Below are 3293 nucleotides of genomic sequence, written 5' to 3' on the forward strand. Positions count from 1 at the left end.
GTGGGGTAGTCGAAGATCAACGTGGCCGGCAACCGCAGCCCCGTCTCCGCATTCAACCGATTCCGCAACTCCACCGCGGACAACGAGTCGAAACCGATGTCACTGAACGCCCGACCCGGCTCGATCGCACCCGCACCCTCATGCCCCAGCACCGCCGCCACATGCGACCGCACCAACTCCAACAACACCCGCTCACGCTCATCGGCGCCAAGCAGCGCCAGCCGCCCCGCCAGCGACACCTCCCCGCCACCCGACACAGCAGCACCCACCGCACGCCGCACCGGCCCGCCTACTACCGACCGGAACACCGCGGGCACACCGTCCACCCGCGACCGCAACGCCCCCACATCCAAACGCACCGGCACCACCACCGGCACATCCACACCCAACGCCCCATCGAACAACGCCAGACCCTGCCCCACCGACAGACCCAGCACACCCGACCGGCTCATCCGCGCAACATCACCCTCCCCCAACGCCGCACCCATACCAGTGCCCTCCCACAACCCCCACACCAAGGAGGTCCCAGGAAGTCCCAGCTCACGACGGTGTACCGCCAACGCATCCAAGAACACATTGGCCGCCGCGTAGTTGCCCTGCCCCGCGCCGTCGACCGTCCCCGCCAGCGACGAGAACATCACGAAGGCGGAGAGGTCCAACTCCCGCGTCAGCTCATGCAGATACCACGCCGCATCCGCCTTCGGACCCAGCACACCGTCCAACCGCTCCGGCGTCAGGGACCCCAGCACACCGTCGTCGACCACACCGGCCGTGTGCACCACCGCCGACAATTCCGCACCCAGACCATCCACCACAGCAGCCAACGCGGCACGATCACTCACATCACACGCCACAACCTCCACGTGAGCACCCAACCCGGCCAGCTCAGCCACCAGTTCAACCGCACCCGGCGCATCCTGACCCCGCCGCGACAGCAGCACCAGACGCTCCGCACCGTGCGACACCACCAGATGCCGGGCCACCACCGCACCCAGACCACCCGTACCACCCGTCACCAACACCACACCGCCACCCCACGACGGTGCCTCGCCGGCCTCAGCGACCCGGGTCAGACGGGGTACGAGGATCTCGCCCTCGCGCAGGGCTATCTCGGCGTCCTGCAGTTCCGGCAGATGACGCAAGGCCTCTGCCGACAGGACGGATCCGTCGGTGTCGACCAGCAGGAAGCGGCCGGGAGCCTCGGCCTGCGCGGAACGGAGCAGGCCTCGTACGGGCGCCAGGTCGAGGGCCGTGAGCGCCTCTGTATCGGACACGGACACGGCGCCGCGGGTCAGCACGACGAGCCGTGCGCCGTCGAACCTCGGGTCCTCGTTCCAGGCCTGCGCAGTGGCCAGAGCCTCGTGGAGGGTGCTACGCACCGCCTCCGGCACGCTGTTCCCGTCGAGCCTGCTGCGGCACGGGAGGACGACCAGGTCCGGGATTCCGGCCCCGGCGTCCACGGCAGCGCCGAGATCGGCGAACGTGGCGTAGGTCCGCGTTCCCGCGAAGCCCGCGAGGTCCGCCGTCTCCGGAGTCGGCTCACCGAGCAAAGCCCAGCCGACGTTCCCCGCGGTGGTGTGGGGCGCCGGTGTCACGGACGTCCACTCCGGCTGGAAGAGGGACTGGTGGCGGGAGGACGCGGCACTGTTCAGCTGGTCGGCCGAGACCGGCCGGGTGCTGATCGACTGGACGGTGGCGACTGGCTGCCCGGCGCCGTCGGCCATGTCGAGTGCGTACTCGTCCTGCCCTGTACGAGAGATGCGTACCCGGAGAGCGGACGCACCGGAGGCGTACAGCGACACGCCTGTCCACGCAAACGGCAGTTGTGTCCCCCGGTCCGTGCCGTCCGGACCGTGGTCGTCCAGGTAGTCGGTCGCGTGCAGTGCGGCGTCCAGCAGCGCCGGGTGCAGTCCGAATCGCTGCGCGTCGGCCTCGCCCTCCGGCAGGGCGACCTCCGCGAACACCTCGTCCGCACGGCGCCACACGGCGCGCAGCCCCTGGAACACCGGCCCGTAGCCGTATCCCTGGCCCGCCAGTACGTCGTACACATCGCTCACGTCGACGACCTGGGCGCCGGCCGGCGGCCAGACCTCAAGCCCGACGCCGTCCGTACCGCCACCCGCTGTGACGAAGCCGGTGGCGTGTCGGGTCCAGGGGGTTTCGTCGGTGTCCTCCGGGCGCGAGTACACCTCCACCAGACGTTCCCCGGACCCGTTCGCCGCCTCGACGACGACCTGCACCTGTACGCCACCACGCTCGGGCACCACCAACGGCGCCTCCAGCGTCAACTCCTCCAACCGCCCACAACCGACCTGGTCACCGGCGCGTACCGCCAGCTCGACGAAGGCCGTGCCCGGCAGCAGCACCACACCCGCGACCGCGTGATCGGCCAGCCACGGGTGCGACCTCAGGGACAGCCGCCCCGTCAGCACGACACCCTCACCACCCGCCAGTCCGACCACCGCACCCACCAGAGGGTGATCCGCAGCCGACTGACCAAGCCCTGCCGCATCAGTGACGCTGTGACCCGCCTCCAGCCAGAACCGACGCCGCTGGAACGCATACGTGGGCAGTTCGACCCGGCGTCCGCCTGCCGTCAGTGGCTCCCAACTCACCGCAACTCCACGGACAGTGAGCCGGGCCAGACCGGTCAGGAACTCCCGCACCTCATCCCGGTCCCGACGCATCACGGGCACGCACGCCACATCCGAGTCCTCAGGCACCGACTCACGAGCCATCCCGCTCAGCACACCGTCCGGACCCAGCTCGACGAACGACGACACACCCGCGTCCAGAAGAGCCTCCACACCGGAGCCGAAACGCACCGCTTCACGGACATGCCGCACCCAGTAGCCCGGCACACACACGTCCTGCGCCGAAGCGATCTCCCCGGTCACGTTCGACACGACCCCGAGAGCCGGCGTGTTGAACGTCAACCCCTCCGCCACAGCAGCGAAGTCGTCGAGCATCGGCTCCATCAACGGCGAATGGAAGGCGTGACTGACGTTCAGCCGCTTCGTCTTCACCCCGCGCTCGCGCAGGGCCTCCACCACTGGCAGCACCGCGGCCTCGCTGCCCGAGAGCACCACCGCACGCGGCCCGTTCACCGCCGCAATACCGGCGTCCTGCACCCCGTCCAGCAGGTCACGCACCTCCGTCTCGGTGGCCTGGACCGCCACCATCACCCCACCCGCAGGCAACCCATCCATCAACCTGCCCCGTGCCGCCACCAGCATCGCCGCATCCTCCAGAGAGAACACCCCGGCCACATGCGCAGCCGCGATCTCCCCCAC

The 3293-nt window shown here is 69.7% G+C and carries 1 protein-coding gene; it reads right to left on the reverse strand.

Annotation, left to right across the window (positions count from 1 at the left end; all coding sequences use genetic code 11):
- Positions 1-3236: SDR family NAD(P)-dependent oxidoreductase (locus KUF83_RS37390; protein ID WP_254644939.1), on the reverse strand; the 3236-nt coding region annotated here is incomplete at its 3' end.
- Between the last annotated feature and the right edge of the window lie 57 nt (positions 3237-3293).

The sequence above is a fragment of the Streptomyces sp. BV286 genome, assembly GCF_019090165.1.
In the GTDB taxonomy this organism is placed as follows: Bacteria; Actinomycetota; Actinomycetes; order Streptomycetales; family Streptomycetaceae; genus Streptomyces.